The following is a 26,649-nucleotide window of genomic DNA, read 5'->3' as shown; positions in this document are numbered from 1 at the left end:
ACAGAGACTATCGGCCGCCTGCCCGCGCGGGAAAGCCGCTGTGCATGCCGGCTTCCGACACGACGAGCGGATGCGCCCCGCCGCGCCCTCACCCGACTCGCGCGCGCAGCGTCACGAGCTGGAACGGCCGCAGCGCGAGCGATGCCGTCGCACCGTCGACGGCAGTGAGCGCCGGCGGCTGGGATAGCTCTCGCTCGAGCAGGTCGGTCTCGACGATGTCGCCACCCGCCGCCGCGTCGATCGTCACCGTCGCCGCGGTGCGCCTGCCGTAGGCCTCGTAAAGCCGCACGATGATGTCGCCCGAGCGGTCCTCGGCGAGCTTCACCGCCTCGACGAGCACGCCGTCGCCCTGAACGCGAACGAGCGGATCGACGCTGCCCCCGCCGCTGCGCAACGGCAGATTCAGGCGGTAACCCTCGCGCACCGCATCCGCTATCTCGGCACCCGCAACGAGCGACGAGCGGAACACGTGCTCGCCCTGATCGGCCTCGGGGTCGGGGTAGAGCGGCGCCCGCACGAGCGATTGGCGCACGAGAACCATGGTGCCGCCGCCTGCGCGCGGGTGCCGTGTGATGTCGTGGCCGTACGTTGCGTCGTTGGCGAGGGCCACGCCGAAGCCGGGCTCGCCCACGTGCACCCAGCGGTGCGCGACGGTTTCGAAGCGGGCGGCATCCCACGACGTGTTCTGGTGGATGGGCCGCCGCACGTGACCGAACTGCACCTCTGAGGTGGCGGAATCGGCGTGCACGTCGAGGGGGAACGCGAGCTTCAGCAGCTTCTGCCGCTCGTGCCAGTCGACGCGTGTGGTGATCTGAAGCGCCGCGTGGCCGGCCTCGAGCGCGAACTCCTGGCTGATGCGCGACGCCCCGAACTCGCGGTCGACGCGAACGGCCACCCGCTCCGGCCCCTCTGCGACCACCTCGAGCGCCGCCGGCTCGCCGAGCGCCTGGCCGTGCCGGCGATAGTGCTCGTCGATGTCCCACGCGTCCCACTGGGTCGGCGTATCGCGGAACACCTGCAGCTCGGCGGCCGCCTCGCCCGGCGCGATCGCCTCGCGACCGCTCGCCAGATCAACGGCAGAGCGGATGCGCCCCGACCCGTCCAACTCGACCCGCACGCGGTCGTTCGCCATCACGAGCCCATCCCCCGCACGCTCGAGCCGTACGGCGGCGCCGCCACGCTCGGCCGCGCCCGCGCCCAGCGGTGGCACCCCGTCCACCTCGAACGGCGAGGCGTTGTACCGGGCGCTGCGGGGCGCGTCGCCGGTGGCCGCAGGGTCGCCGCCACCGGCATCCGCTGCCTCTGGGCTCGAGCCCTCGGCGAGCGCGCCGATCGCCCGCGCGATGACGCGCTCGAGCTGCTCGGCCACGCGCGCGTAGGCAGCCTCGGCGTCGCGATACACCCAGGCGATCGCGGTGCCGGGCAGGATGTCGTGGAACTGCCCGAGCAGCACCTGCCGCCACGCCTCCTCGAGCTCGTCGTACGGGTAGGGGGCGCCGAGCCGCACGGCCGCGGTCGTCGCCCACAGTTCGGCTTCGCGCAGCATCCGCTCGCTGTCGCGGTTGCCGCGTTTGGTGCGCGCCTGCGAGGTGTATGTACCGCGGTGGAATTCGAGGTAGAGCTCGCCCGACCACACGGGCGGGTTGCGGTACTCGGCTCGCGCCTCGTCGAAGAAGCGCTTCGGGGTCTGGATGCGCACGGCAGGCGAGCCCTCGAGCGACGCGGTGCGGGCGGCGGCCGCGAGCATCTCTCGCGTCGGCCCGCCGCCCCCGTCGCCGTAGCCGAACGGCACGAGCGACGAGTTCGCGGCGCCCTTGTCGGCGAAGGTGCGTTCGGCGTGGGCGAGATCGGCAGCCGAGAGGTCGGAGTTGTACCTGTCGACCGGCGGGAAGTGCGTGAAGATGCGGGTGCCGTCGATGCCCTCCCACTCGAAGGTGTGGTGCGGGAAGGCGTTGGTCTCGTTCCACGAGATCTTCTGAGTGAGGAACTCGGTGATGCCGGCGGCGGCCATGATCTGCGGCAGGGCGCCCGAGTAGCCGAACGAGTCCGGCAGCCAGCCGGTGCTCGAAGCGACGCCGAAGGTGCGCAGAAAGTAGCCGGAGCCCATGACGAACTGGCGCGCGAGCGCCTCGCCGCCCGGCATGTTGGTGTCGGATTCGACCCACATGCCGCCCACCGGGATGAAGCGCCCCTCGGCCACGCGCTGGCGAATGCGTTCGAAGAGCTCGGGGTACGCCTGCTCGACCCACGCATACTGCTGGGCAGAGGAGCACGCGAAGACGAAGTCGTCGTGCTCGTCCATGAGGTCGAGCACGTTCGAGAAGGTGCGGGCGCACTTGCGAATGGTCTCGCGCGTCGGCCACAGCCACGCCGAGTCGATGTGGGCGTGCCCCACTGCGGTGATGCGATGGGCGCCGGATGCCGCGGGCGCGGCCAGCACTCCCGCGAGCGCCGCCCGTGCCGTCACCGCCGTGCCCGCCACGTCGTCGGGATCGACCGCGTCGACCGCACTCTCGAGTGCGCGCAGGATCTGCGCGGCTCGCGTCGAATCGCGGGGCAACTCGCCGAGCAGGCCCCGCAGGCTTCGGATATCCGCGTCGAGCCGCCACACGGTCTCAGCGCGCAGCGCGAGGTCGATCCGACGCAGCACGTAGATCGGTGCGGTGCCCGCGGTCGCCTTGTCGCCCATGGGTGTGGGCGCGAATGCCCAATCGCTGCCCATGTCGGGGTTCGAGGCCGCCTCGATGTAGAAGTCGATCGCGTCGCCGCTGGGGCCGAGCGTTTCGAGCGCCTCGAGCGCCTCGAGCGTCTCGACCGCCTCAAGCCGAATGTGCCTGTTCAGGGGCTCGACCGCCTTCACGATGCGGCCGTTTCGCGTGTACACGAGTCCCTCCGCCTGAAAGCCGTCCTTCACCGACGAGAAGCCGAGGTCGACGATGACCTCGGCACGCAGCCCCTCGGCTCGCAGCCGTTCACCTCGCCACTCGGCCGGCACGCTCCCTGTCACGTGGAACCAGGTCGTGCCCCACGGCTTGCCCCAGGCGGTGCCTGTGGCGAATGGCTCGAACCGCTGGGGCACGGCCTCGGCGAACGGCACCGGCTCGTCGGGAACCTCCCATGCCGTCACTTCGAGCGGCCGGGCCTGCCGGTACAGCGCAGGCTCGATCCGCTCGCGCACGAACCGGGCGACGCGCTTTTCGACGAGTTCCGCATTGTGATGCACGGGGGTCCCCTTGATTGAATGAACGCTACGTGAAGCTCTCCCCAGCATCCGGTCGCTGCAGCCGCGTCGACCATTCGATCAGACGCGCCTTGATGCCGGTTAGCTGGTCGGCATCCACGCCGTACCGACTCACCTGACGTTCCGTGAGCTCACGCACCCTATTCAGCTGCGCGGCGAACATGGGTCGCTCGAATCCTGCATCCCGCTCGGCGACGAGCTCAGATACCCGGCGTCCTGCAATGCCTTCGTTCCCCGCTCGATGGCTCGGGCGAAGCTCTCCAGACCGACACGTGACGTAAACAGATCGACGTCTTCCGTCGGCCTCGACGTCACGCCATGCTCGCGGATCGCGCCCGAGCCGGCCAGGGCGAACCCAGCGTCGCCGACAATGGAAAGCAACAGCCGGGTCACGTCCCGCTGGTGCTTGGTCGAATCAGCCAATGGTCAGACGGCCAATTCAGGAAATCGGGACTCCCACGCCGCGCGGCAACGTGCCGGCAGACGTAACGACGGCCACAACCCTAATAGCAAGCCGGCGTTCAGCAACTCGGCTTGTTGGGCAGCGGTTCCCTCTCGCACGATCGCCTGATACGCCATTGATCGGTCATCAACCGCATCGAGGTTCATGGCGGGCTCTGGACCCCAGTAGATCGAGTGTGGCAAGAGCATCCATCCGGATGCCGGCCCGCGCAGTTCGGCGAGTGACGAAGGCACGTCGTAGGGGATGACGTCCTGGAACAGCACGCGATCGCTCATCTGGCTCGCCCTCCCCTGCTCACTGCTTGCATCTGATGTCGCCATTCTACCGGCGGCACAGCGCCCAGAACTTCGTGGCGTGCGTCCTGAGACACGAGTGGCGAGCTCAGCTCGCGGGGTACTGCTCCTTCGCGAGCAGGCGCGCGAGGTGGGTCGCGTTGGCCGCCATCGACGCCGTGGTGCTTGCGACAGCATCCGGTGTCTTGTCGAGGTCGTTGTAGTTCACGGTCTTCATGGCCTCGCCGTTCCAGTAGTTGCCGGCCTGCGCGGGGATCGTTATATGCGTTGATTCGGAACCCGACGCCGACCTGGGGAACATAGCCGCCGGGCCACACACATCCGGAGCCAGTGCCGACGTTGTACGCGATCGGTCCGCCAGGCTTCCCGAGCGCTGGCGGAGGCGCGACGACGGAGATGTGGGCGCTTCTCACGCCTAACCATGGCCCGGTGGTCCAGTTTGTGTAGCAGTAGGCGTGCGAGTAGTAGTTGACGGATGTCGGGTTCGGCCAGTAGTCGCTGGTGTAGAACGCGGCGCCTGGTGCGACGTTCCCGTCGGATGGCGCCTGCGAATACGTGTTGTACAGGTCGTAGTGGGTTGATGTCCCGGCCGGGCATACCGCTCCGGATGGGCCGGTCGAGATGGTGAATCGTGGTCCGGCGACGGCGGATGCTGGCACGCTCAGCCATGGCGTGCCGGGTGCGGTCGTAATCGCGTGCACCGCTTGGGCGTGCGCGGCTGCCGGTGACGGGCCGACGTGGGTCGCGTTGGTGCATCGTGTTTGTGCGTTGACCTCGAACAGGGATCCCTGGTTCAGGCCACGCGACATGGATTGTGAGCCGCCCCACCCGGACCAGCCGGACCATCCGCCGTTCATCGCGCTCTGGTACCGGTACTGCAGGGTGGTGCATGCAGGGCATCCGGAGCCGGGCCGCGCGGCGACACCGGTGGGATCGCTTCTCACGGCATGACCCGCGGGCGGCTAGTCCCAAGCGTGTTGTGGATCGACGTGTCGTCGCAGTTCCATCGCGTCATGAAGCAGTCGGCCGATGACGAGCACGTCGCCGTCGCGACGACAGAGGAGGAAGTGTCGCGGTCGGTGGACGGTCTTTCCGGGGGCGCGCGTGCGGCTCTGCGCCAGATGCCAGGAGAACACGCCGTCGCCCAATTCAGGTCGCAGGGTATGCCCGATGTTGTCGGTGCGCGACGCGGCGTCGCGGATGTCAGTGGCGATCAGTACCTCGTAGCGGTTTCGTGCTTCCATGCCGAACTGTTCCTGGGACCATGCGAGGATCGCGACGATATCGGCCTGGGCGGCATGAGTGAGGCGATATTTCGCCATCACAGGGCGGGGTGATCCTGCGCCGCGCGGAGGCCGAGTTGCCCGATGAAGTCGTCGAGGTTCTCATCGGCAATGTCGTCGTAACGCCCCCCGGCGAGATCTGACCAGCCTTTTTGAGCCGCATCGCGCAGCGCAGCAAGCTTGGCCGCATCCTCCATCTCCTGGCGTTCCAGGAGCCGAAGACCTTCGCGCAGCACTTCGCTGGCATTCTGATAGCGCCCGGACTGCACCCACGACTCGACGAGTTCGTGCTGGTGTTGACTCAGAACCACGTTCCTCGTTGCCACGGCAACCACCTCCATTGGCAGTTTATGCCATCACACACTGTTCGGAAGGCTCGTCGTGTGATGTAACATTACATCATGCTGCGCACTCAGATTTCGCTCACCCCCGAGGAGCGTCGACTCCTTGACGCAGAGGCGGCGCGCACGGGGCGCTCGATTTCCGCGCTCATCCGTGATGCCGTCACCAAGACATACAGCCCTGCACGGTCTGTCGAAGATGACCTGCGGGCGATCGATGCGGCACACGGGATCTGGAATGGGCGCGAATTCGATGGCGAGGGCTACGTCGAGAACCTTCGCTCCGGCAGTCGGCTGGGCGAAGCAGCCGACACATGACGGTCGTCGTCGACACCTCGGTCATTATCGATGTTCTCCGAGGCAATCCGGCCGCCGTCAGGGTCCTCCATGACGCGCGCTCTGCCGGCCCACTGCACGCAAGCGAGATGACCCGTCTGGAAGTGCTGGCCGGCATGCGGCGCAGCGAGGAAGACGCTACACGAGGGCTTCTCCGGGTTTTCACCTGGCACCCGCTGGGCGAGCAGCTCGCCGAGATCGCGGGCGAACTCGGACGGCAGTGGTTGCCTTCTCACCGCGGAATCGATTCCGCAGATCTCGCTATCGCCGCGACGGCACTCGCGCTTGACGCTCGATTGCTCACGCGAAACGTCAAGCATTTTCCGATGTTCGCGACCCTGTCGTCACCGTATTGAATCGGCAGGAGTAGCGCTGAACTACTCGCCGGCCGCCACCTGGATCTCGGTGACGGGCAGCGTCGAGTCTGCGCCAAAGTCGAGGCCGGAAGGCTCGTGCCCCGCCATGATCAGTTGCGCGCCGAGCGCCGCGATCATCGCCCCGTTGTCGGTACAGAGCGATAGGGCGGGGATGCGCAGGGCGATGCCCGCCGCCGCGGTGCGCTCTGCGGCGAGCTGCCGCACGCGGGCGTTCGCGACGACGCCGCCGCCGAGCAGGAGCCGGGGCACGCCGCGCTCCACGCACGCGTTCACAGCCTTCGTCAGTAGCACGTCGGCGACGGCCTCGCGGAAGCTCGCGGCGACGTCTTCGGCTGGCACCGGCTCACCGGCATCCTGCCTCTGCTCCACCCACCGGGCGACGGCCGTCTTCAGGCCCGAGAACGAGAAGTCGTAGCGGTGCTTCGCCATGTCTTTCGGCAGGCTGAGGCCGCGGGGGAAGCGGATGGCCTTCGGGTCACCCTCGGCCGCCAGCCGGTCGATCTGCGGGCCGCCCGGGTATGGCAGTCCCAGAACACGTGCCACCTTGTCGAAGGCCTCCCCCGCCGCGTCGTCGATGGTCTCGCCGAGCAGCTCGACGTCGCTCACCAAATCGCGCACGTGCAGCAGCGACGTGTGCCCGCCCGAGACGAGCAGCGCGATAGTCGGCAGCTCGATGGAGCGGCCCGGGCCGCCGTCGGCATCGAGCAGGTCGGCGCCGACGTGGCCGACGAGATGGTTGACGGCGTAAAGCGGCTTGCCGAGCGAGAGGGCGAGCGCCTTGGCCGCGCCGACGCCCACCATGAGGGCGCCCGCCAGGCCGGGGCCGCTCGTCACGGCCACCGCGTCGATGTCGGCCAGGCGGATGCCCGCGTCCGCGACGGCCGCGTCGAGCGCGGGCACCAGTTCCTCGAGGTGTGCGCGCGCGGCAACCTCGGGCACGACGCCGCCGTAACGGGCGTGCTGCTCCATTGACGACGAGATGGTGTTGGCGAGCAGGCGGGTGCCGCGAACGATGCCGATGCCGGTCTCGTCGCACGAGGTCTCGATGCCGAGAACGAGGGGCTGCTCGCGGTTCATGCGCGAGCCTCCGGGCCGCTGGCCGTGGAGGCCGTCGCCGCGTGCGCGGTGGCGTCGTGCGCCGTCTGCGCGCTTGCGTGCGCTGCCGCGTGCTCGTTGCTGGCCACGGTCGTTACCGGCTCAGGGATGCGCAGCCGCATCACGATCGCGTCGATGTTGTCCGGCTGGTAGTAGCCGCGCCGTACGGCGAGCTTCTCGAAGCCGAACGAGTGGTAGAGATGCTGCGCCGGCGGGTTGTCGGCGCGCACCTCGAGGAACAGGTCCCGCACGCCGCGACGGCGGGCAACGTCGACCAAGTGGGCGAGCATGGCGCGGCCGAGCCCACGCCGCCGCGCCGTCTCGGCTACCGCGATGGTCTGGATGTCGCCGTCGGTACCACCTCGCGGGGCGAGGAGGCCCGCGTAGCCGGCCACCGCATCCGCCTCTTCTGCGTCGAACGCCACGATGTAGCGGGCGTGCTCGTTCGCGAGCTCGGCGGCCATGGACTCACGCGACCAGGCGTCACTCGTGAACGTCGCCGTCTCGATGCCCATGATGGCGTCGAGGTCGTCGGGCGTCGCGTAGCGCAGCTGCCAGATGGTGTCGCGCATCAGCTATTCACCCGCTTCGGGCCGGTCGAGAGCGTGACGTCGGGCGAGCGCAGGTAGAGCGGCTCCTCTCCCGCGAACGGGCGGCCGTGCGCGTAGAGGCTCTCGGCGAGCATGCCGAGCGCGCCTGCCGAGACGGTCGCGGCATCGAATCGCGCGAGGCCGGCGTGCGGCACGTCGTCGGGCTTGGCGAGGCCGGGGCCGTCCTCGCGAAGCGGCAGGCCGACGTCGTCGACGCCGACGTAGGCCGACCAGTAGAGTTCGCGACGCCGGGCGTCGGTGACCACGAGCAGGCCGCCGTGCGCGCCGTCCCGGTACTTCTCGAAGGCGATCGCGTCGTGGCTCACCACCGGTATGACCGGCTTGCCCGCACCGAGTGCGAAGGCGCGCGCCGCGGCGATGCCGACGCGCAGACCGGTGAACGGCCCGGGCCCCATGCCGACCGCGACCCCGGAGAGCGCCGACACAGCGACGCCCGACGCGTCGAGGCATTCGCGGATCAGGGAGCCGATGACCTCGGCGTGCCGCATCGTGTCGGCAACGGATGCCTCGGCGAGAACCCCGCGGTCACGATCGACGACCGAAACGGCCGATCCTGCGGAGGTGTCGATGGCGAGAAGCACGTCTTCCAGCCTAATTGCCCGAGCGCCAGCGGGGGCCGTGCCCGGTGATGGTGACGGTGCGGGGCTCGGGAGCGTCAAGAGCGACGTCGGCGCCTGTGGCGCCGGTCGGCCGCGCGATCGCGACGTCGAGCCACGACTCCGCGACGCCGTCGAGCAGCCCATCGCCCCACTCCACCACCGTGATCGAGCGGGCGAAGTCGATGTCGAGGTCGTCGAGTTCCATGGCGCTGCCGAGCCGGTAGGCGTCGACGTGCACGAGCGGGGCACCGCCCACGAGGCTCGGATGCGTTCGGGCAAGCACGAAGGTGGGGCTCGTGATGGGGGTGCGCACGTTCAGGCCCTCGCCCAGCCCGCGGGTGAGGGTGGTCTTGCCCGCGCCGAGCGGGCCGGTGAGAACGACGAGATCGCCGGGCTCCAGCCAGGCGGCGAGGCGGCGGCCCAGCTGTTCCATCTGCTCGGGAGTGGCGACGGTGTTGGCCCCCTGCGGCATCCGCTCGTCCCGCGCGCCTTCGTCGCGCATCCGCTCGTCGTGCGCGCCCTCGTCGTGCCCGCTCATCGGCCCACGTACCGCCGCTCGACGCGGGGGCCGATGCGCGTGACGATCTCGTAGTTGATGGTGCCGGCCGCGCGCGCCCATTCCTCAACCGCGGGCACCCCGGTCGCCGGATCGCCGAAGAGAACGGCCGCGTCACCCACGCTCACCTCGGCGTCACCCACATCGAGAACGAACTGATCCATGGCCACGCGCCCCGCGACGGCATACGTTCGACCGTTGACCCACACGGCACCGCCATTGGATGCCGCGCGCGGAATACCTTCCGCGTAGCCGAGGGGAACAAGCGCCAGCGTCGTCTCCCGTGATGTGCGGTACGTGTAGTCGTACGAGACGCCCGCGCCCGCCTCCACGCGACGCACCGCGGCAATGCGGCCGCCGAGCGTCATGGCCGGGGTGAGGCCGAGCGAGGCCGAATCCGCGTCATCGAAGGGCGAAAGCCCGTAGATGCCGATGCCGAGTCGCACCGTGTTGTAACGCGCCCGCGGCAGGCGCAGCGCGGCGGCCGTCGCGGCCACGTGCACCAACTCGGGGGCGAGCCCGGCCGCGCGGGCCACACCCAGCCCGGCATCGAAACGGTCGAGCGCCCGGTTGTCGTCCTCTGCCGACGCGTTCGAGAGGTGGCTGAAGACGCCCCGCACCCGAACGACGCCGGTCCGCTCCAGCGCGGCCGCCTCAGCGCACACGGCCGCCCAGTCCTCGGGCGAGACCCCGTTGCGGCCGAGCCCCGTCTCGAGTTTCAGGTGAACGAATGCCGGCGGCCGGTCCACGACCGCACCGCGCACCCGCTCGGCCGCATCCGCCGCCTGCCGCAGCTGCCGTGCCGAGGAGACGCCGATGTCGATGCCCGCGGCGACCGCCTCGCCGAAGTCGGCATCGGGTTCGTGCAGCCAGGCGAGGATCGGGGCGTCCACGCCGCCAGCCCGCAGCTCAAGCGCCTCTGTCACATCGGCGACACCGAGCCAGTCGGCGCCCCCGGCGAGCGCCGCCTGCGCGCTCGGCACGGCGCCGTGCCCGTACCCGTTGGCCTTGACGACGGCCATGGTGTGCTCGGTGCCGATGGTGCGGCGCAGCTGCTGCACGTTGCGGCGAATCGCCGCGAGGTCGATGCTCGCCTCGCGGAACCCGCCGCTCACGGCGCATCCCGTTCGGCGACAACGAAGGCGCAGGCCACGCCCGCGTCGTGCGTCATGCTCAGGTGCAGCCGGGTGATGCCGCGAGCCGCGAGCAGGTCGGTGAGCGCGCCGTGCGTGCGGAACCCCGGGTCGCCCTCGGCGTCGGCGACGACCTCGACGTCGTGCCAGTGCACGCCCTCCGAGCCGCCGAGCGCCTTGATGAGGGCCTCCTTCGCCGCGAAGCGCGCGGCAAGCGAAGGAAGCGGTCGTTCGCGTTCGGCAGCGACGAAGAGACGCTCGGAGAGGCGCGGCGTACGCGAGACCGCGCGGTTGAAACGCGCGAGATCGACGATGTCGATCCCGATGCCCGCGATCACGCGCTGCCCCTTCCTGGCCGTCGGCGCTGCCGCCGCACCGCCTCGATTACTCGACCGTGACCGACTTCGCCAGGTTGCGCGGCTGGTCGACGTCGAGACCCTTGGCCGCGGCGAGCTCCATGGCGAAGATCTGCAGCGGAATCACCGCGAGCAGCGGCTCGAACAGAGGCGCTGCGAGCGGGATCGCCACGACCTCGTCGGCGAACGGCAGCACCGCGGCGTCGCCCTGCTCGGCGATGGCGATCACGCGGGCGCCGCGCGCGCGGATCTCCTGGATGTTCGAGACGACCTTCTTGTGCATCTCCGCGGAGCCACGCGGGCTCGGCACCACGACGAAGACGGGCTGACCCGCCTCGATGAGCGCGATCGGGCCGTGCTTCAGCTCGCCCGCGGCGAAGCCCTCGGCATGAATGTAGGCGAGCTCCTTGAGCTTCAGCGCGCCCTCGAGGGCGATCGGATACCCGACGTGCCGGCCGAGGAACAGCACGGCGCGGGAATCGGCCATCCATTTGGCCAGGGGCTCGATGACTTCGGAAGCCTTGAGCGTCTGCGCGAGCTTGGCCGGAATGGCCGTGAGCTCGTCGGTCGCGGCGGTCAGCTGGGCCTCGCTCATGGTGCCGCGCACGCGCGCCAGGTGCAGGCCGAACAGATAGAGGGCCGTGATCTGCGCAACGAACGCCTTGGTCGAGGCGACCGCGACCTCGGGGCCGGCGTGCGTGTACACGGCGGCATCCGACTCGCGGGGAATCGTCGCGCCCTGCGTGTTGCACACCGAGACGGCCACCGCGCCGGCCTCCCGCGCGTACTTGACAGCCATGAGCGTGTCCATGGTCTCGCCGGACTGGCTGATCGAGATGACCAGCGTCGTGGGCGTGAGCACCGGCTCGCGGTAGCGGAACTCGTGGCTCAGGTCGACCTCGACGGGCACGCGCGACCATTTCTCGATGGCATAGCGGCCCACCATGCCGGCGTAGGCGGCGGTGCCGCACGCCACGATGATGATGCGGTCGATTCCGGCGAGCACCCCGTCGCCCAGGGCGTCGAGCTCGGGCACACTCACGTGGCCATCCTCGATGCGGCCGCGGATGGTGTTGGCCACCGCCTCGGGCTCCTCGCTGATCTCCTTGGCCATGAAGCTCGACCAGCCGCCCTTCTCGCTGGCCGAGGCGTCCCAGGCGACATCGAACGCGTCGACCTCGACGCTCTCGCCGGCGAAGTCGGTGACGGTGACCGATTCCGGCGTGATGGTGACAATCTGGTCCTGCCCGATCGCGACCGCACGGCGGGTGTGCTCGACGAACGCGGCGACGTCGGAGCCGAGGAAGTTCTCGCCGTCGCCCAGCCCGATCACGAGCGGCGAGTTGCGGCGAGCGCCGACGACCACGCCCGGCTGCTCCTGGTGGGTGGCGAGAATGGTGAACGCGCCCTCGAGCCGCCCCACGACGCGCCGGAACGCCTCGACGAGGTCACCCGTTGCCCGGTACTCACGACCGAGCAGAATGGCCGCGACCTCGGTGTCGGTCTCGCTCTCAAACGTCTCGCCGGCAGCGAGCAGCTCCTCTTTCAGCGCCGCGAAGTTCTCGATGATGCCGTTGTGGATCACGGCGAGCCTGCCCTCGTCGCCCAGGTGCGGGTGCGCGTTGACGTCAGTCGGGCCGCCGTGCGTCGCCCAGCGCGTGTGGCCGATGCCGGTCGCGCCGTCGCCGATCGGGTGCGCGCGCAGCTCGTCGGTCAGCGCCGACAGCCGGCCCGCCTTCTTCGCCACGTGCAGGTCGCCGGCGGGGTCGATGACCGCGACGCCAGCCGAGTCGTAGCCCCGGTATTCCAGCCGCTTGAGCCCGCCGAGAAGCACCTCGAGGGCTCGCTCATGACCCACGTAACCCACGATTCCACACATGAATACAGAGTTTAGACGTACGGGCGGCCGGCTCTCTGACGATTGCCTGATGCGCGAATGCTCGAGCCCAGACACGAGCGGATGCGCGAGCGACGCGCGCATGCCCGGCAGGGCATGCGGCATCCGCCCCATAGAATGGTCGCCTATGGCTGAGACAGGCTCAGGCGCCGACAACGGCCAGACCACCCCGTTCGTCGAGATCGGGCGTGCGGAATGGTCAGAGCTGGCGCAGAGCGCACCACTGCCGCTCACCGAAACCGAGCTGGTTCAGCTGCGCGGGCTGGGCGATCCGCTCGACATGCGCGAGGTCACCGAGGTGTATCTGCCGCTCAGCCGACTGCTCAACCTCTACGTCTCGGGCACGAAGGCGCTGCACAGGGTCACGAGCGACTTCCTCGGCGAGCGGGCGAAGAGCACCCCGTTCGTCATCGGCGTCGCGGGCTCGGTCGCGGTCGGCAAGTCGACCATCGCGCGCCTGCTGCGCGAACTGCTCGCTCGGTGGGAGGAGACCCCGCGCGTCGAGCTCGTCACGACCGACGGGTTCTTGCTGCCGAATGCCGAGCTCGAGCGTCGCGGACTCATGGAGCGCAAAGGCTTCCCCGAGTCGTACGACCGGCGGGCCCTGCTGCGTTTCGTGACCGCCGTGAAGTCGGGGGCACCCGAGGTGCGTGCGCCGTTCTACTCGCACCTGAGCTACGACATCGTGCCGGGGGCGCAGGTGGTCGTGCGCCAGCCCGACGTGCTCATCGTCGAGGGGCTCAACGTGCTGCAGCCGGCGGGTGGCGGCGGCAACCGGCTGGCCGTGAGCGACCTGTTCGACTTCAGTGTCTACGTGGATGCGCGCACCCGCGACATCGCCACCTGGTATGAAGAGCGGTTCCTGAAGCTGCAGCGCGGCGCGTTCGCCAACCCGAAGTCGTACTTTCACCGCTACGCGAGCTTGACGGAGGCCGAGGCGCGCGAGCGCGCGAGCGAGATCTGGCGCAGCATCAATGAGCCGAACCTCGTGCAGAACATTCGGCCCACGCGCTCGCGCGCCAAGCTCGTGCTGCGCAAGGGCGCCGATCACACGGTGAGCTCGGTCCTCCTCCGCAAGCTCTGAGAGAGTGGGTTGAGGAGGCGCGAAGCGCCGTCTCGAAACCCCTGCGCCGCACGATTTCGAGACGCTCGCTGCGCGAGCTCCTCAATCTCCACGCAGGTTGAGGAGGCGCGAAGCGCCGTCTCGAAACCCCTGCGCCGCACGATTTCGAGACGCCCGCTGCGCGAGCTCCTCAATCCGCTCAGGAACCGAGGGCGCCGCGCACCACGTCCGCGAGGCGGTGCGCGATGCGGTCGCTTGTCTCGGTGGCCTCCGCCTCGACCATCACGCGCACCATCGGTTCAGTTCCGGATGGCCGCAGCAGCACGCGACCGGATGCGCCCAGCTCGCGCTCGGCATCCGCCACGGCGGCGGCGATCGTCTCGTCGCCCTCGAGCCGGTGGTGGTCGACGTCGCGCACGTTCACCAGCGTCTGCGGGAACACCGTCATGACCGACGCGAGTTCGGCGAGGCTCTTGCGGGTGCGTGCCATCTGGCTCACGAGCTGGATTCCGGTGAGGATGCCGTCGCCCGTGGTGGCGAAGTCGCGCATGATCACGTGGCCGCTCTGCTCGCCGCCCAGCGAGTACTCGTGCTCGTTCATCTCCTCGAGCACATACCGGTCGCCCACCTTGGTCTGCACGGTGCGGATGCCGTGCTGCTCCATGGCGACGCGCAGGCCCAGGTTGCTCATGACGGTGGTCACGAGCGTGTTGTCCCGCAGGGCGCCTCGCTCCGCCATGCCGAGCGCGAGAATCGCCATGATGCGGTCGCCGTCGACGATGTTGCCCTCGGCGTCGATGGCGAGGCACCGATCGGCGTCGCCGTCGTGGGCGATGCCGATATCCGCTCTCGCTTCGACGACGGCGGCGGCGAGGCGATCGAGGTGCGTCGAGCCCACGCCATCGTTGATGTTGAGGCCGTCCGGCTCGTCACCGATGATCGTGAGCCTTGCGCCCGCCACGCGGAACACCTCGGGCGAGACGCCGGCGGCGGCGCCGTTGGCGCAGTCGAGCACGACGTGCAGGCCGTCGAGCCGGTGCGGCAGGCTGGCGAGCAGGTGCAGTACGTAACGGTCTTCGGCGTCGGAGAAGCGGCGGATGCGACCCACGTCCGCGCCCGTCGGCGTGAGGTTGGGCAGGCCGAGGTGCTCCTCGATGCGGTCCTCGACGATGTCGGGCAGCTTGCGGCCACCGCGCGCGAAGATCTTGATGCCGTTGTCGGGCGCCGGGTTATGGGATGCCGAGACCATCACGCCGAAGTCGGCGTCGATGTCGGCGATGAGGAACGCCGCCGCCGGGGTCGGGATGACCCCGGCGTCGAGCACATCGATGCCTGAGGAGGCCAGCCCGGCCGCGACGGCGGCCGAGATGAACTCACCCGAGATGCGCGGGTCGCGAGCAACGACAGCCGTGGGCCTGCGGCCCTCGGCCCGGCGCGCCTCCGCGCTGCGACCCTGCGTGAGCACGACCGCTGCCGCCTGGGCGACGCCGAGCGCGAGGTCGGCGGTCAGCGGGCCGTTGGCCAGGCCGCGAACGCCATCCGTTCCGAAGAGTCGAGGCATGGATCGGTACGCCGGGTGCCGATCAGCGCTTCGAGAACTGAGGAGCCTTGCGCGCCTTCTTGAGACCGGCCTTCTTGCGCTCCTTGACGCGGGCGTCACGGCTGAGGAAGCCGGCCTTCTTCAGCGATGCGCGGTTGTTCTCAGCGTCGATCTCGTTGAGCGCACGCGCGATGCCGAGGCGCAGCGCGCCGGCCTGGCCCGAGGGGCCACCGCCGGTGATGCGGGCGATCACGTCGTAGCTGCCGAGCAGGTCGAGCACCTTGAACGGGTCGGTGATCAGCTGCTGGTGCAGCTTGTTGGGGAAGTAGTCGGCGAACTCACGGCCGTTGACCGTGATGGTGCCGCTGCCGGGAACGAGGCGCACGCGGGCGATGGCCTGCTTGCGGCGGCCCACGGCCGCGCCGGGAACGTTGAGTACGGCGCGGGGGGCCTTGGTCTCGGCCGCCGCCGGGGTCTCGGTTGAGAAGCCCTGTGCTGCGTCGGCCTGGGGAGTGTCGAGCTGGTCTGCGATCTTCGCCACGGTGGTGTGAATCCTTTGTCTAGAGTCTGTGTCTGCGGTGCCGGGCGCTTACTGCGCGACCTGCTCGAAGGTGAACGGCTTCGGCTGCTGTGCAGCGTGCGGGTGCTCCGGGCCGGCGTAGACCTTGAGCTTGGTGAGCTGGGCGCGACCGATCGAGTTCTTCGGCAGCATTCCGCGAACGGCCTTCTCGACGGCGCGAACCGGGTTCTTCTCGAGAAGCTCGGCGTAGCTGACGGCGCTCAGGCCGCCCGGGTAACCCGAGTGGCGGTATGCCTTCTTCTGCTCCGCCTTGGCGCCGGTGAGGGCGACCTTGTCGGCGTTGACGATGATGACGAAGTCGCCGGTGTCCATGTGGTTGGCGAAGGTGGGCTTGTGCTTGCCGCGAAGCAGGATCGCCGTCTGGCTGGCGAGACGACCGAGCACGACGTCGGTCGCGTCGATGACAATCCAGTCGCGCTGGATCTCGGCTGCCTTGGGGGTGTAAGTGCGCGTCACGATAGTGGCTGCTTTCTCATGTCGAACGGAGGTGTTCGTGAATCCCACTCCATGGCTGTTCGAGCGGCGATGCCGTCGAGCGAACCGGCGGAGGGCTCACGTTCGTGTGTCGCGCCACAGGAGCGCAGACACCAAGGGTCTATGTTACGGCACCCTCAGGCACCGGTCAAACTACGGATGGCAGCACGCGCAGAGCGCGCGTCTGCGCTGCCCGCGCGGCCAGCGCGTCATCCGGCGGATACCCGACCTCCATGAGGGTGAGCCCACGCGCGGGCATGACGGTGAACGCGCTGGTGCGCTCGGCGACATCCCGCAGCAGAACCACGTCACGCACCTCGAGCTTGCCCTCGCCCACCGCCACGCATGCGCCGACGAGCGCACGCACCATGCTGTGGCAGAACGCGTCCGCCTGCAGCCTGGCCACGAGAACGCCGTCGTCGTCGCGGCTCCAGCCGAACTCCTGCAGTGTCCGGATCGTCGTGGCGCCCTCGCGTGGCTTGCAGTACGACGCGAAGTCGTGCAGGCCGACGAGGCTCGCCGCCGCGGCGTTCATCGCGCCGGCGTCGAGCGCGGCCGCGTGCCACGCCGTGCGATGCCGATCGAGCGGGTTCCGGCCCGAGACGGCGTCGGCAATGCGATAGCGGTAGCGGCGCCACACCGCGGAGAATCGCGCGTCGAAGCCGTCGGGCGCGAATGAGCCGCGCGTGACCACCACGTCTGAATAGGCGCCGAGCACCCCGTTGAGGCGGTGCGCGAGCACGTGGGCCGCATCACTCGGCGTCGCAACGTTGGGCGCGATCCGCTCTTCCGGCGCCGCCTCAGCCCGCTCGCCCGTCGACGGGTCGGCAGCCTCGGCCCGCTCGCCCGTCGACGCACCGGCCGACTCCCCCGCCGGACCGCGGTCCCGAGCCCCGGTGCCACCCCGCCGCCGCAGGGCGCCGAGCTGTGCGGGGTCGAGGTCGACGTGGGCGACCTGACCGACGGCGTGCACTCCGGCATCCGTACGCCCCGCCACCGTCAGCGTCGGCGTCGGCTGCAGCCGGCGGAATATGGTCGCCAGCGCTTCCTCCAGTTCGCCCTGCACGGTGCGCAGATTCGGCTGGCGGCCCCAGCCCCGAAACCCGGTGCCGTCATAGGCGATGTCGAGACGGATGCGCCGCAGCGCCCGGTCGGCGGCAGCATCCGTCGCCTCAGCGCCCCGCGCCCGCGCCTCGCTCCCAGCCCGCTCCTCGCTCACGGTAGTCAGTCTAAAAGGTCAGGAACGGTTGTTATCGTGGAGTCTCCTCACCGCCTCGCCCCACGTATTCATGACGACTTCTTCGCGCGCCCTCGTCGCCGGCAGTGCCCTGCCGCGCCCGGCTTCCGCGCACCCCAGACGGCACCTCGCCGGCCTCGACGGGCTGCGTGCCCTCGCGGTGATCGCGGTGATCGTCTACCACCTCTTCCCGGATGCGCTGCCGGGCGGGTTCATCGGCGTCGACGTGTTCTTCGTGATCAGCGGGTTCCTCATCACCTCGCTGCTGGTGGACGAGCGGGACCGCTCGGGGCGCATCAGCCTGCGACGGTTCTGGTCGAGGCGAGCCAGACGCCTGCTGCCGGCACTCGTCGCCCTCGTTCTTGCCTGCTGCACGGCCGCGTGGGCGCTCGGCGGCGATGTACTCGTGGGCATCGGCAGGCAGGTTATCGGGGCCGCGACCTTCAGCAGCAACTGGATCGACATCGTCTCGGGCGGCAGCTACTTCTCTCAGGACGCGCCCGAGCTGTTCCGCAACCTCTGGTCGCTCGCGGTCGAGGAGCAGTTCTACCTCGTGTGGCCGCTCATCATGATCGGGCTGCTCGTGCTGCGCGCTCCGTGGCTGCGAGCGGGTCTGGTTGCCGCGCTCGGTGTGGCGTCGGCGGCCGCGATGGGCCTGCAGTTCGTGGTCGGCGACGACCCCACCCGCGTCTATTTCGGCACCGATGCGCACAGCTTCGGCCTGGCCGTCGGTGCGACGCTCGCCCTCTGCCTCGGGCGCCTGCGGCCGTTCGACCTCGACGCTGGAGAGACGCGGGTGCAGGAGTTCGTGCGCCGGCGCCTGCCCATCGTCGGCGTTCTCGCCCTCGCCGTCGTCGGCTTCGCCGCATGGTGGCTGCACGATGACGCGGCGCTCACCTACCGCGGCGGCCTCATGGCCGTCAGCATTCTCACGGCACTCGTCATCTGGGCCTCCGTGACGCCGCGTTCCAGTCTTGGGCGCGCGCTCGACATCGCACCTCTGCGCGTCATCGGCGAGCGTTCGTACGGCCTGTATCTCTGGCACTGGCCGGTGCTGCTTCTCGTCGGTGCGGCGATGGGGCTGCCGCCGAGTAGCCGCGGCGAGGGCCGGCTGGCGGCGGGCGTGCTCACAATCGCGATCACGGCCGGCGCCGCGTTCCTCTCGTATCGCTACCTCGAACAGCCGATCCGTCGGCGCGGCCTGCGCCGCTCCGTTCGCGCGCTGCTTCGGGTTCTGCGGGCCCCCGCGCGCCGGCCGCTTGCGGCGGTGTGCGCACTGGTGCTCATCGCGGGCCTCGCCGGCACCACGGTCGCCGTCGCCACCGCTCCACGCATGACGCAGGCACAGGCGCTCGTCGAGAGAGGCATGAGGGCGATTCACGACCATCAAGCGGATGCGCCGGCATCCGCTCGCCACGGAACCTCGCCGGGCGATCGCGGTGCCGGCTCCCCCAGCCCCGGCGCAGGCGCCTCGAGCGCGGCGCCGACGCCAGGAACGGGCGGCGCGGCGTCGCAGACTGACGCTGCCGCCGACGGCCATCATCCGCTGCCGCCCGGCACCGACATCTCGGCGATCGGGGACTCAGTGATGCTCGCCTCGACGCCGGAGCTCGCCGAGACGTTCCCGGGCATCTCGATCGATGCGGTCGTCTCGCGCCAGATGCGAGCGGCGCCAGACCTGGTGCGCGCGATGGCGGCTGCCGGCACGCTGCGGCCGGTTCTGGTTCTCGGACTCGGCACGAACGGGCCGATCTCTGAGCAGTCGCTCGATGAGGTGAGCCGCGCCGCCGGCCCCGAGCGCAAGATCGTTCTCGTCACAGCGCAGGCGCCGCGCAGCTGGACGGACGGTGTCAATTCGGCCCTCGTCGACTTCGATCGTCGGCGCCAGCAGGTGGCTGTCGCGGACTGGCACGCGGCCATCGCGAGCCACATCGACCTGCTCGCCCCCGACCAGATCCACCCCGGGCAGGCGGGCGGGCGCATCTACGCCGCCACCGTGCGAGACGCGCTGCAGCGGCTGGTCGACCAGCCACCGGCGCGCTGGTTCCTGATCGACCCGCACGTGCCGGCCGCGCGTCCGGCCTCTGCGGCGCCCACCTCAACGCCTGCTCCCACTCGGCCCCAGACACCCGCCCCGCCCGCCGGCTGAGGCGAGCCGGGCCGTGCTGCTCGCGCCCGAACGCCTGCCCACCCGCCGGCCAGCCGCAGCCGAGCGTGCCGTCCACCCGAGCACCCGCCCCGCCCGCCGAGCACGCCACCCACCCCGAGCACGCCACCCGCCCGCCCGAGCACGCCGCACACCGGCCCGAGCGCTCGCGAGCGGCCAAAAATTGCCCTCAAAACGTGAAATGAGGGCGACTTTTGGCCACTCACGGCTTCGGGGGCGGTTTGGCGGCCAGCGAAGCGCGGCAACCGAGCGGATGCGAAAAGCCCCGGCCGCCAAGGGCGGTCGGGGCTTTTCGTTCGGCTGGTGTTACTCGGCCGCGGGCTTCGCGTCTTCGGCAGCGGCATCCGCCTCGGCGGCGTCCGCGTCAGCGGCGGCGTCGGCCTGCGCGGCCTCCACCGGAGCCTCCTCGACGGGGGCGTCGGCCTCAGTCGCGGCGGCGGCATCCGCATCAGCGGAATCCGCGGCGGCACCCGCAGCGTCCGCGTCAGCAGCACCAGCGGCATCCGCGTCACCAGCAGCAGCAGCATCCGCGGCAGCTGCGGCCTCGGGCTCAGCCGCGGCCTCCTCGGCCGGCTTCTGGGCCTTCGGCGCGGCGGCCTTGGCCGGCTTGCGCTTGGGCGCCACGGGCTCCAGAACGAGCTCGATCTGCACCATGGATGCGTTGTCGCCCTTGCGGAACCCGAGCTTCGTGATGCGGGTGTAGCCGCCCTCACGCTCGGCGACGAGCGGCGCGATCTGCGTGAACAGCTCGTGCACAACCGTCTTGTCGCCGATGGTGGCAAGCACGCGGCGGCGCGAGTGCAGGTCGCCGCGCTTGGCGAACGTGATCAGCCGCTCAGCGATCGGGCGCAGGCGCTTGGCCTTCGTCTCGGTCGTCTTGATCGACTTGTGGGTGAACAGGGCGGCGGCCAGGTTGGCGAGCAGCAGGCGCTCGTGGGCAGGACCGCCTCCGAGGCGGGGACCCTTGGTCGGCTTAGGCATTGGTTTTCTCCAGTACTAAAGGTGGTCAGTCAGGCGGGGATACCAGCGCCTAGTTGGTCTCTTCTTCTTCGTAGCCGCTGTAGAAGTGCGCCCCGTCGAAACCGGGAACCGAGTCCTTCAGCGTCAGGCCCATCTCGGTGAGCTTGTCCTTGACCTCGTCGACCGACTTCTGACCGAAGTTGCGGATGTTCATCAGCTGCGTCTCTGAGAGCGACACGAGCTCCGAGACGTTGTTGATGCCCTCACGCTTGAGGCAGTTGTACGAGCGAACCGAGAGGTCCAGGTCTTCGATCGGCATCGACAGCTCAGAGCTGAGAACCGCGTCGACCGGCGCCGGGCCGATCTCGATGCCCTCAGCCTGATTGTTCAGCTCGCGCGCCAGACCGAACAGCTCGGTCAGGGTGCGGCCTGCGGATGCGATTGCATCGCGCGGGCTGATGGCCGGCTTGGTCTCCACGTCGACCACGAGGCGGTCGAAGTCGGTGCGCTCACCGGCACGCGTGGCCTCCACGCGGTAGGTGACCTTGAGCACGGGCGAGTAGATCGAGTCGATCGGGATCTGACCGGCCTCGCTGTACTCGTTGCGGTTCTGGGTCGCCGAGACGTAGCCGCGGCCGCGCTCGATGGTCAGCTCGACCTCGAACTTCGCCGAGTCGTTGAGCGTCGCGATGACGAGCTCGGGGTTGTGGATCTCGACACCCGCGGGAGCGGAGATGTCGGCCGCCGTCACCTGACCGGCACCCGTCTTGCGCAGGTACGCGGTGATCGGCTCGTCGTGCTCGCTCGAGACGACGAGACCCTTGATGTTCAGGATGATCTCGGTGACATCTTCCTTCACACCGGGAACGGTGCTGAACTCGTGCAGCACGCCGTCGATGCGGATGCTGGTGACCGCAGCGCCCGGGATCGACGAGAGCAGGGTGCGGCGCAGGGAGTTGCCGAGGGTGTACCCGAAGCCGGGCTCGAGCGGCTCGATGATGAACCGCGAGCGGAACTCCGAGATGTTCTCTTCGGCGAGCGTTGGACGCTGTGCAATGAGCACTGTTGATTCCTTTCGGCCAAGTGTCCGCTATATGACACTTGCGTGAGTGAGGTATTGAGTTATGAAAGCTGGGTGGGTTGAGGAGCGAGGTACGAGGGTCTCGAAACCGCGATGCTCCTCCTGTCGGCGCAGAGGCGTTTCGAGACGCTCGCTGGCGCTCGCTCCTCAACCAACATGAAGAGCGTTCAGACGCGACGACGCTTGGGCGGCCGGCAGCCGTTGTGCGCCTGCGGGGTGACGTCGTTGATCGAGCCGACCTCGAGGCCAGCGGCCTGAAGCGAGCGGATAGCGGTCTCGCGGCCCGAGCCGGGGCCCTTGACGAAGACGTCGACCTTCTTCATGCCGTGCTCCTGCGCCTGGCGCGCGGCTGACTCGGCGGCCAGCTGTGCGGCGAACGGGGTCGACTTGCGCGACCCCTTGAAGCCAACTCCACCGGAGGACGCCCAGCTGATGACCGCACCGGTGGTGTCGGTGATCGAGACGATGGTGTTGTTGAAGGTCGACTTGATGTGGGCCTGGCCCACGGCGATGTTCTTCTTTTCCTTCTTGCGCGGCTTGCGAACGGCCGACTTGGGTGCTGCCATGATTTCTCCTGAATCCTAAGGGCGTGAGGACGCTGGCCGGGGGCCTAGCGCGCCTTCTTCTTGCCGGCCACGGTGCGCTTCGGGCCCTTGCGGGTACGAGCGTTGGTCTTGGTGCGCTGACCGCGAACCGGGAGGCCCTTACGGTGGCGGATACCCTCGTAGCTGCCGATCTCGACCTTGCGACGGATGTCGGCGGCGACCTCGCGACGGAGGTCACCTTCTACCTTGAAGTTGCCCTCGATGTAATCGCGAAGGGCGATGAGCTGGTCGTCGGAAAGATCCTTGACGCGGATGTTCCCGTCGATCGCGGTGTCGGCGAGGGTCTTCAACGCCCTCGTGCGGCCAACACCGTAGATGTACGTCAGTGCAACTTCCACGCGCTTCTCGCGCGGGATGTCGACGCCGGCTAGACGTGCCATAGTGGCTTCTCCTGTGAGTGAGTGGAGGTAATGGACGGCTCCGGTGCCAAGGCCTCCAACCTTGGGTGTCCCTCGCCAAGGCGAGTTCCTGGTGCCGCTCTGTTCGTATGTTCAGTTATGAAATCGAGTTGTGCAATCCACGGGACCGGACGACCCGGACGGTCGTCCGCGTCACGGCTGCGAAGGCCAGAAATGACCTTCGCTGATCAGCCCTGACGCTGCTTGTGGCGTGGGTTCTCGCAGATGACCATCACGCGGCCGTTGCGGCGGATGACCTTGCACTTGTCGCAGATCCTCTTGACGGAGGGCTTGACCTTCATGTTCTTTCCTTTTCGCTGTCCTCGTACCCGCGTCCCCGTGGTCGAGTAGCGCGCATAGCGCGTGTACCGAGACCCAGGAGCAGGCCGTTACTTGTGCAGCAGACGTATTACTTGTAGCGATAGACGATCCGGCCGCGGGTCAGATCGTAAGGGCTCAACTCCACGATCACGCGGTCCTCAGGAAGGATGCGGATGTAGTGCTGGCGCATCTTGCCCGAAATGTGGGCGAGAACCTTGTGACCGTTGGTCAACTCAACGCGGAACATCGCGTTGGGCAGAGCTTCGACCACTGAGCCTTCGATCTCAATGACACCGTCTTTTTTGGCCATAGCCTCACTGTCGCTAAAAGTTTTTGTCTGCTGGTCATGCGGGGATTGTGGCGCTTCGTTCGGCCCGAGGCATCCGAAGACGGCGGGCGCACGCAAACGTGCACAAAGCACCAAAGATCAATCTTATGCCTCTGCCCCCATACTCGCAAACCGAGCGGAGCACAACCCGACAGGCGGCGCGCCGGGCTCAGGCCGCGGCGCGGGCGGCGGCCACGACATCGACGACGCGGTCGAAGAGCGGATGCTGCGCATCCAGCCCGGTCACCTGCTCAGTGAAGGCACGCGGTGAGGCGCTCACCAGGAGTGCACGAAGCTCGACGCTCTCGAGGTCGCTCTCCACGTCGAAACGCAGGGCGGCGCCGATGGCACGAAGGAGGGCGTCGACACCGAGGTTCCTCTCGGCGAGCTCGGCCGCCGGACCGACGAACCGTTCGTGCCGAGAGAGCTTGCGCAGCGGCTGCCGGCCGACGCGCTCCGGAGTGTCCGGCAGGTGCGGGTTCGCGAACCGGGCGAGGTTGCGATCGACGTACTCCTGCTGCACCGCCTCAGCGAAGCCGTGCTTGGCCACGAGCAGCGCCTTCGTCTCACCCAGCACGGCGCGCACCTCGTCGGCGACCGACGGGATCGTCATGGCCTCGGCGAGCGTCGCGGCTCCCGCTGCGGCCGCGTGATACGCGAGGGTGGCGTGACCCGTGTTCACGGTGAAGAGCTTGCGCTCGATGTACGGCGCGAGGTCGTCAACGAAATGAGCGTCGGGGATGAGCGGTGGTGCGCCGTCGAACGGGCCGGCCTCGACCGCCCACTCGAAGAAGTCCTCGACCGTGACGTCGAGGCCCGCCGAGGGGTCCTGGTTCGGCACGATGCGATCGACGGCGGTGTTCGCGAAGATCGCGCGGCCGGTGACGGCCGCGGCATCCGCCTGCGCGTTCTCGAGAACGTGGGCCTTCAGTGCGTCGGTGGCGTTGATGGCGTTCTCGCACGCCATGACGGTGAGCGGCGGCAACGAGGAGTCGCGCGCCAGGATGCCGGAGGCGATGACCGGCGCGATGAACCGCAGAATGTTGGGGCCAACCGCACAGGTGACCACGTCGGCCGTGGCGACCTCGGCCACCACATCGCTCTCGTGGGTGGAGCTGTTGAGCGCCCGGAAGCCTGTGACACTCCAGTCGCGCGAGTTGGCGCCGACCTCGTGCACCCGGTACGAGTCGGCGGCGGCGAGCGCGTCGATGAGCTGCTCGTTGACATCGGCGAACACGAGATCGTAGCCGGCCTTGTGCAGGATGAGCCCGACGAAGCCGCGGCCGATGTTGCCTGCGCCGAAGTGAACGGCCTTCATGACTCGTTGACGTCGCCGAGCAGGGCGAAGATCTCTTCGGCCGAGTCGGCGTCGAGCAGCTTCGCGACCTCGTCCTCGTCGCTGAAGATGATGGCGATCTTCGACAGGATGTCGAGGTGGCCGTTCTCCTTGCCGGCAATGCCGACCACGAAGCGCACCTCGTTGCCGTCCCAGTCGATGGGAGACGGGTAGCGCACGAACGAGAGCGCGGAGGCGAGGATCGTCTCCTTGCCCTCGTTCGTGCCATGCGGAATGGCGAGGTAGTTGCCCATGTAGGTGGAAACAGAAGCCTCACGTTCGAGCATGTAGTCGACGTACTCGGGTGTCACCGCCCCCGCGGCCACGAGCGCTCTGCCCGCTTCGCGGATGGCGTCGTCGCGGCTCGTCGCCGTGCCCGTGACGCAAATCGACCCGAGTGACAATACGTTCTCGCTCATGAGGCTCCTGCCCTTCTCTTCACCTATTCCTGAAGCATGCCCTACTGGTCGTGCTGCTGCTTGACCAGTTCCACGATCTCGTCATACCTCGGCGAGTTCATGAAGTTGTCGACAGAGACATGCCGAGCGCTCGGCGTGTACGGCTTCGCCCGATCTGTCAGATCCTTGTGCGTGACCACGAGGTCGAACTCGTCCTCGAGGTTCGCGATCGACTTATTGACGACCGTGACATCGCTGATGCCGGCCTTCTTGATCTTGTTTCGCAGAACGGATGCGCCCATCGCGCTCGAGCCCATGCCGGCGTCGCACGCGAACACGATGCTCTGCACCCGCTGCTCGGTCACCGTCGCGGTGCCCTCGGCCACACCGGCGGCCCCGGCGACCGTCTCGCGGTCCTCCTCACGCAGGTTGCCAAGAACCGAACTCTTCTTGCCCTTGTTGGCCTCGGTCTGCGCCACGGCGGCGCCGAAGGTGTCGGCGTTGCCGGCCGCCTCGGCCGCGAGGTCCTTCTTGCGGCTTGCACGCAGGATGATCGCCGCGATGATGAACGACACCGCCGCCGCACCGACCACCGAGAGGATCACGCCGACGTAGCTGTCGCTCGCCGTGTTGATGAGAACCGCGATGATGCTGCCAGGAGAGGCAGGAGCGCGAAGGCCCGAGCCGAACGCCACGTTGATCGCCACACCGGTCATGCCACCGAAGATGACCGACAGCACCAGGATCGGCTTCATGAGCACGTACGGGAAGTAGATCTCGTGGATGCCGCCGAAGAACTGGATGATGATGGCACCCGGCGCGCTGGCCTTCGAGAGGCCGACGCCGAAGACCGAGAACGCCAGAAGCAGACCGAGGCCGGGGCCGGGGTTCGCCTCGAGCAGGAACGCGATCGACTTGCCGGTCTTGTCGACATCCTGAATCCCGATGGCGTCGAGCACGCCGTGGTTGATGGCGTTGTTCAGGAACAGCACCTTGCCCGGCTCGATGAAGATGCTCACGAGCGGAAGCAGGCCGGCGTTGATCAGCCAGTGCACAGCCTCGGAGAGAATATTGCTGATCCACGTGACCGCGGGCGAGATTCCCAGCCAGGCGAGGATCGCGAGAATGGCCCCGAGGATGCCGGCGGAGAAGTTGTCGACGAGCATCTCGAATCCGGGCTTGATCTTGCCGTCCCAGATCGCGTCGATCTTCTTCATGAGCCACGCGGCGATCGGGCCGACGATCATGGCGCCGATGAACATGGGGATGTCGGCGCCCACGATCACGCCCATCGTCGCGATCGCGGCGACCACGCCGCCTCGCGTGCCGTAGACCATGCGGCCCGCGGTGTTGGCGATGAGCAGCGGCAGCAGGTACGTGATCATCGGGGAGACCATGCTGCCCAGAGCCTCGTTCGGCGTCCATCCGGTGGGGATGAAGAACGCCGTGATGAGGCCCCAGGCGATGAAGGCCGCGATGTTGGGCATGATCATGCCGCTCAGGAAAGCTCCGAAGCGCTGGATGCCGACTCTGGCTCCACCGCCCGCTTTCGTCGCTGGGGACGTCGTTGTCATGATGTG

At 68.7% G+C, this 26,649-nt stretch carries 31 protein-coding genes; 4 read left to right on the top strand and 27 right to left on the bottom strand.

Translation table 11 applies throughout. The features are described from left to right. Window positions 1–88 precede the first annotated feature (88 nt). The 7 genes from OSC27_RS13375 to OSC27_RS13345 all read right to left on the bottom strand — a co-directional run bounded on the left by OSC27_RS13375 (window position 89) and on the right by OSC27_RS13345 (window position 5,606). A complete protein-coding gene (locus tag OSC27_RS13375; protein ID WP_267181964.1) occupies window positions 89–3,223 on the bottom strand; it encodes an alpha-mannosidase in 3,135 nt (1,044 codons plus the stop codon). Window positions 3,224–3,248: 25 nt separating this feature from the next. Next, window positions 3,249–3,404, bottom strand: a complete 156-nt coding sequence (locus OSC27_RS13370) for a hypothetical protein (protein WP_267181963.1) — start codon at window positions 3,402–3,404, stop codon at window positions 3,249–3,251. Beyond that, window positions 3,386–3,634, bottom strand: a complete 249-nt coding sequence (locus OSC27_RS13365; protein ID WP_267181962.1) for a hypothetical protein — start codon at window positions 3,632–3,634, stop codon at window positions 3,386–3,388. Before OSC27_RS13365 ends, OSC27_RS13370 begins: the two co-directional genes overlap by 19 nt. A gap of 33 nt (window positions 3,635–3,667) precedes the next feature. Further along, on the bottom strand, window positions 3,668–3,979 hold the full coding sequence (locus OSC27_RS13360; RefSeq protein WP_267181961.1) for a transcriptional regulator: 312 nt from the start codon (window positions 3,977–3,979) through the stop codon (window positions 3,668–3,670). Window positions 3,980–4,085: 106 nt separating this feature from the next. Further along, complete coding sequence (locus OSC27_RS13355) at window positions 4,086–4,298, bottom strand: hypothetical protein (protein WP_323374136.1); 213 nt, start codon at window positions 4,296–4,298, stop codon at window positions 4,086–4,088. Window positions 4,299–4,959: 661 nt separating this feature from the next. Beyond that, window positions 4,960–5,319 (bottom strand): type II toxin-antitoxin system RelE/ParE family toxin, encoded by a 360-nt coding sequence (locus tag OSC27_RS13350; protein ID WP_267181960.1) that lies wholly within the window; start codon window positions 5,317–5,319, stop codon window positions 4,960–4,962. Beyond that, window positions 5,319–5,606 (bottom strand): type II toxin-antitoxin system ParD family antitoxin, encoded by a 288-nt coding sequence (locus OSC27_RS13345; protein WP_267181959.1) that lies wholly within the window; start codon window positions 5,604–5,606, stop codon window positions 5,319–5,321. Before OSC27_RS13345 ends, OSC27_RS13350 begins: the two co-directional genes overlap by 1 nt. Before the next feature lie 75 nt (window positions 5,607–5,681). Here OSC27_RS13345 and OSC27_RS13340 point away from each other — a divergent pair, with 75 nt between their 5' ends. Further along, window positions 5,682–5,939: a CopG family transcriptional regulator gene (locus OSC27_RS13340; protein ID WP_267181958.1), complete on the top strand. Its 258-nt coding sequence runs from the start codon at window positions 5,682–5,684 to the stop codon at window positions 5,937–5,939. After that, complete coding sequence (locus OSC27_RS13335) at window positions 5,936–6,313, top strand: PIN domain-containing protein (protein WP_267181957.1); 378 nt, start codon at window positions 5,936–5,938, stop codon at window positions 6,311–6,313. Before OSC27_RS13340 ends, OSC27_RS13335 begins: the two co-directional genes overlap by 4 nt. Window positions 6,314–6,334: 21 nt before the next feature. On the opposite strand, the gene tsaD is transcribed toward OSC27_RS13335, so the two are convergent. The 7 genes from tsaD to glmS form a co-directional block, all read right to left on the bottom strand. Beyond that, a complete protein-coding gene (gene tsaD / locus OSC27_RS13330) occupies window positions 6,335–7,411 on the bottom strand; it encodes a tRNA (adenosine(37)-N6)-threonylcarbamoyltransferase complex transferase subunit TsaD (RefSeq protein WP_267181956.1) in 1,077 nt (358 codons plus the stop codon). After that, entirely contained in the window at window positions 7,408–8,001 is a 594-nt protein-coding gene (gene rimI, locus OSC27_RS13325) for a ribosomal protein S18-alanine N-acetyltransferase (protein WP_267181955.1), read from the bottom strand. Before rimI ends, tsaD begins: the two co-directional genes overlap by 4 nt. Beyond that, the gene (tsaB, locus tag OSC27_RS13320) at window positions 8,001–8,621 is read right to left on the bottom strand and encodes a tRNA (adenosine(37)-N6)-threonylcarbamoyltransferase complex dimerization subunit type 1 TsaB (RefSeq protein WP_267181954.1); all 621 of its coding nucleotides are present in this window, start codon (window positions 8,619–8,621) and stop codon (window positions 8,001–8,003) included. Before tsaB ends, rimI begins: the two co-directional genes overlap by 1 nt. Before the next feature lie 10 nt (window positions 8,622–8,631). Further along, window positions 8,632–9,111 (bottom strand): tRNA (adenosine(37)-N6)-threonylcarbamoyltransferase complex ATPase subunit type 1 TsaE, encoded by a 480-nt coding sequence (gene tsaE, locus OSC27_RS13315; RefSeq protein WP_267182181.1) that lies wholly within the window; start codon window positions 9,109–9,111, stop codon window positions 8,632–8,634. Between the two features lie 62 nt (window positions 9,112–9,173). Further along, window positions 9,174–10,310: an alanine racemase gene (alr, locus tag OSC27_RS13310; RefSeq protein WP_267181953.1), complete on the bottom strand. Its 1,137-nt coding sequence runs from the start codon at window positions 10,308–10,310 to the stop codon at window positions 9,174–9,176. Then, window positions 10,307–10,666: a holo-ACP synthase gene (locus OSC27_RS13305; RefSeq protein WP_267181952.1), complete on the bottom strand. Its 360-nt coding sequence runs from the start codon at window positions 10,664–10,666 to the stop codon at window positions 10,307–10,309. The genes alr and OSC27_RS13305 overlap by 4 nt, the downstream gene beginning before the upstream one ends. 46 nt (window positions 10,667–10,712) lie before the next feature. After that, window positions 10,713–12,563 carry a glutamine--fructose-6-phosphate transaminase (isomerizing) gene (gene glmS, locus OSC27_RS13300; protein ID WP_267182180.1) on the bottom strand — a complete coding sequence of 617 codons (1,851 nt, stop codon included), beginning with the start codon at window positions 12,561–12,563 and terminating at the stop codon, window positions 10,713–10,715. 145 nt (window positions 12,564–12,708) lie between these two features. Here glmS and coaA point away from each other — a divergent pair, with 145 nt between their 5' ends. Then, window positions 12,709–13,665, top strand: a complete 957-nt coding sequence (gene coaA / locus OSC27_RS13295) for a type I pantothenate kinase (protein ID WP_267181951.1) — start codon at window positions 12,709–12,711, stop codon at window positions 13,663–13,665. A 178-nt stretch (window positions 13,666–13,843) separates the two neighbouring features. Here the strand turns inward: coaA and glmM are convergent, their stop codons facing one another. From glmM to OSC27_RS13275, 4 genes are all read right to left on the bottom strand, one after another. Continuing rightward, a complete protein-coding gene (gene glmM, locus OSC27_RS13290; protein WP_267181950.1) occupies window positions 13,844–15,205 on the bottom strand; it encodes a phosphoglucosamine mutase in 1,362 nt (453 codons plus the stop codon). Window positions 15,206–15,227: 22 nt separating this feature from the next. Then, window positions 15,228–15,725 carry a 30S ribosomal protein S9 gene (gene rpsI / locus OSC27_RS13285; protein WP_267181949.1) on the bottom strand — a complete coding sequence of 166 codons (498 nt, stop codon included), beginning with the start codon at window positions 15,723–15,725 and terminating at the stop codon, window positions 15,228–15,230. 48 nt (window positions 15,726–15,773) lie between these two features. Beyond that, entirely contained in the window at window positions 15,774–16,220 is a 447-nt protein-coding gene (gene rplM / locus OSC27_RS13280) for a 50S ribosomal protein L13 (RefSeq protein WP_267181948.1), read from the bottom strand. Window positions 16,221–16,386: 166 nt separating this feature from the next. Continuing rightward, window positions 16,387–17,382 carry a tRNA pseudouridine synthase A gene (locus OSC27_RS13275; RefSeq protein ID WP_267182179.1) on the bottom strand — a complete coding sequence of 332 codons (996 nt, stop codon included), beginning with the start codon at window positions 17,380–17,382 and terminating at the stop codon, window positions 16,387–16,389. A gap of 145 nt (window positions 17,383–17,527) precedes the next feature. Between OSC27_RS13275 and OSC27_RS13270 the strand changes: the two genes are divergently transcribed. Then, window positions 17,528–19,624 carry an acyltransferase family protein gene (locus OSC27_RS13270; protein ID WP_267181947.1) on the top strand — a complete coding sequence of 699 codons (2,097 nt, stop codon included), beginning with the start codon at window positions 17,528–17,530 and terminating at the stop codon, window positions 19,622–19,624. 324 nt (window positions 19,625–19,948) lie between these two features. Here OSC27_RS13270 and rplQ read toward each other — a convergent pair whose 3' ends face one another. From rplQ to OSC27_RS13225, 9 genes are all read right to left on the bottom strand, one after another. Beyond that, window positions 19,949–20,623 carry a 50S ribosomal protein L17 gene (gene rplQ, locus OSC27_RS13265; RefSeq protein WP_267181946.1) on the bottom strand — a complete coding sequence of 225 codons (675 nt, stop codon included), beginning with the start codon at window positions 20,621–20,623 and terminating at the stop codon, window positions 19,949–19,951. Between the two features lie 49 nt (window positions 20,624–20,672). Next, a complete protein-coding gene (locus OSC27_RS13260; RefSeq protein ID WP_267181945.1) occupies window positions 20,673–21,665 on the bottom strand; it encodes a DNA-directed RNA polymerase subunit alpha in 993 nt (330 codons plus the stop codon). A 185-nt stretch (window positions 21,666–21,850) separates the two neighbouring features. Beyond that, the gene (gene rpsK / locus OSC27_RS13255) at window positions 21,851–22,249 is read right to left on the bottom strand and encodes a 30S ribosomal protein S11 (protein WP_055821293.1); all 399 of its coding nucleotides are present in this window, start codon (window positions 22,247–22,249) and stop codon (window positions 21,851–21,853) included. Between the two features lie 44 nt (window positions 22,250–22,293). Further along, the gene (rpsM, locus tag OSC27_RS13250; RefSeq protein WP_267181944.1) at window positions 22,294–22,668 is read right to left on the bottom strand and encodes a 30S ribosomal protein S13; all 375 of its coding nucleotides are present in this window, start codon (window positions 22,666–22,668) and stop codon (window positions 22,294–22,296) included. 206 nt (window positions 22,669–22,874) lie between these two features. Then, a complete protein-coding gene (gene rpmJ, locus OSC27_RS13245; RefSeq protein ID WP_267181943.1) occupies window positions 22,875–22,988 on the bottom strand; it encodes a 50S ribosomal protein L36 in 114 nt (37 codons plus the stop codon). A gap of 107 nt (window positions 22,989–23,095) precedes the next feature. After that, window positions 23,096–23,317 (bottom strand): translation initiation factor IF-1, encoded by a 222-nt coding sequence (infA, locus tag OSC27_RS13240; RefSeq protein ID WP_021759551.1) that lies wholly within the window; start codon window positions 23,315–23,317, stop codon window positions 23,096–23,098. A gap of 187 nt (window positions 23,318–23,504) precedes the next feature. Next, window positions 23,505–24,653: a mannitol-1-phosphate 5-dehydrogenase gene (locus tag OSC27_RS13235; RefSeq protein ID WP_267181942.1), complete on the bottom strand. Its 1,149-nt coding sequence runs from the start codon at window positions 24,651–24,653 to the stop codon at window positions 23,505–23,507. After that, window positions 24,650–25,090 (bottom strand): PTS sugar transporter subunit IIA, encoded by a 441-nt coding sequence (locus OSC27_RS13230; protein ID WP_267181941.1) that lies wholly within the window; start codon window positions 25,088–25,090, stop codon window positions 24,650–24,652. The genes OSC27_RS13235 and OSC27_RS13230 overlap by 4 nt, the downstream gene beginning before the upstream one ends. Before the next feature lie 41 nt (window positions 25,091–25,131). Then, complete coding sequence (locus tag OSC27_RS13225) at window positions 25,132–26,643, bottom strand: PTS mannitol transporter subunit IICB (RefSeq protein ID WP_267181940.1); 1,512 nt, start codon at window positions 26,641–26,643, stop codon at window positions 25,132–25,134. Window positions 26,644–26,649 lie beyond the last annotated feature (6 nt).

It is taken from the genome of Microbacterium sp. STN6 (assembly GCF_026410545.1).
Classification (GTDB): Bacteria; Actinomycetota; Actinomycetes; order Actinomycetales; family Microbacteriaceae; genus Root112D2.
The sequence above is the reverse complement of the archived record's forward strand: the minus strand, read 5'-3'. Positions and strand labels throughout refer to the sequence as shown.